We start from the raw sequence: 1,352 nt of genomic DNA on the forward strand, positions 1-1,352 counted from the left end.
TCTCGGTCCATTCATCGAAGGGCAGATTGCTGGTGATCAGGGTCGAGCCGCGCTCGTAGCGGTGCGAGATCAGCTCGAACAGCAACTCGGCGCCGGTCTTGGACAGCGGCACAAAGCCCAGTTCGTCGACGATCAGCAACTTGACGGCAGCCATCTGCTTCTGAAAGCGAAGCAGGCGACGTTCGTCGCGGGCCTCCATCAGTTCGTTGACCAGGGCTGCGGCGGTGGTGAAGCTGACCGACATGCCCTTCTGACAAGCCGCCAGCCCGAGGCCAAGGGCAATGTGCGTCTTGCCCGTGCCGCTTGGGCCAAGGGCAATGACGTTCTCGCGCCGCTCGATCCATTCGCAGCGGGCCAGTTCCAGCACCTGCATCTTGTTGAGCTTCGGGATGGCGCTGAAGTCGAAGCTGTCGAGGCTTTTGACCGTGGGGAATTTGGCGGCCTTGATGCGGCGCTCGACCATCCTCCGCTCCCGGTCGATCAACTCCAGTTCAACAAGCCGGGCGAGGTATCGGACATGATCCATGCCTTCGGCCGCACATTGCCGGGCCAGCTTCTGATGTTCCCGCAGGAACGTGGGCAGCTTCAGCGCCTTGAGGTGATGGGCGAGCAGGATTTCCGGACCATCGCTCATGCCGCGTCCTCCGCATCGCCCGACAACAACCGCATATAGGAGCCGGGCCTGGTTTTCTCGACTGTTGCCTTGGGTAGATAGGGATAACAGTCCAGGTCCAGCCGGGGCGGACGGTGTTCAACACGGCAAAGCAGCAGGTGCTTCACGGCGTCGAAGCCGATTGCGCCCATCTGAAGCGCCTGCTTCACCGCGGCATGCAGATCAGCCAGATCAAAGGTCTCGAGCAACCGCAGGACCTGGACGTATTCGCGTCGGCCATGTCGGTTCATGCGAGCTTCCATTAGCCGGCGCAACGTTGCGAACTCCTCGGGAAGCTCCCAGCCTTGCAATGGTGCGGCCTGATCGAGTGCGTTGATCTTCTGCTCCAGCAGCGGCAGGTAGTGGATCGGGTTGAAGACGATCTCCTCGCGATCCCAGCAGCGGGGATGGCGGGCAATGACCTCGCCCCGGCAGCCGATCACCACCTCGTGGACATAGGCCCGGATCCAGACATCCTGATGGCCGAAGGCAACCGGCACCGAGTAGTCGTTGGTCTTGTAGCGCACCAGACACTGGGACGAGACGCGGCCACTGTCCTGGTCACAGGCGTCGAAAGGCGCGACCGGGAGGGGGCGCATGGCAACCAGATCACGTTGCAACCGCTCGCCGATCGTCTCGCTCTCACCGCGCAGGACATCGTGCTGGCGCTTGCGGCATTGCTCCTCCAGCCAAAGGTTGA

The 1,352-nt window shown here is 62.3% G+C and carries 2 protein-coding genes; both read right to left on the minus strand.

Annotated elements, in window-relative coordinates:
• Positions 1 to 634 (minus strand): IS21-like element helper ATPase IstB (istB, locus tag ACFSL4_RS35810; protein ID WP_381092136.1); only part of this gene is annotated, 634 nt, incomplete at its 3' end.
• A partial coding sequence (locus ACFSL4_RS35815) for a Mu transposase domain-containing protein (RefSeq protein WP_417822043.1) occupies positions 631 to 1,352 on the minus strand: 722 nt, incomplete at its 5' end. The genes istB and ACFSL4_RS35815, both read right to left, overlap by 4 nt.

It is taken from the genome of Streptomyces caeni, assembly GCF_042678285.1.
GTDB classification, from domain to species: Bacteria; Actinomycetota; Actinomycetes; order Streptomycetales; family Streptomycetaceae; genus Streptomyces; species Streptomyces caeni.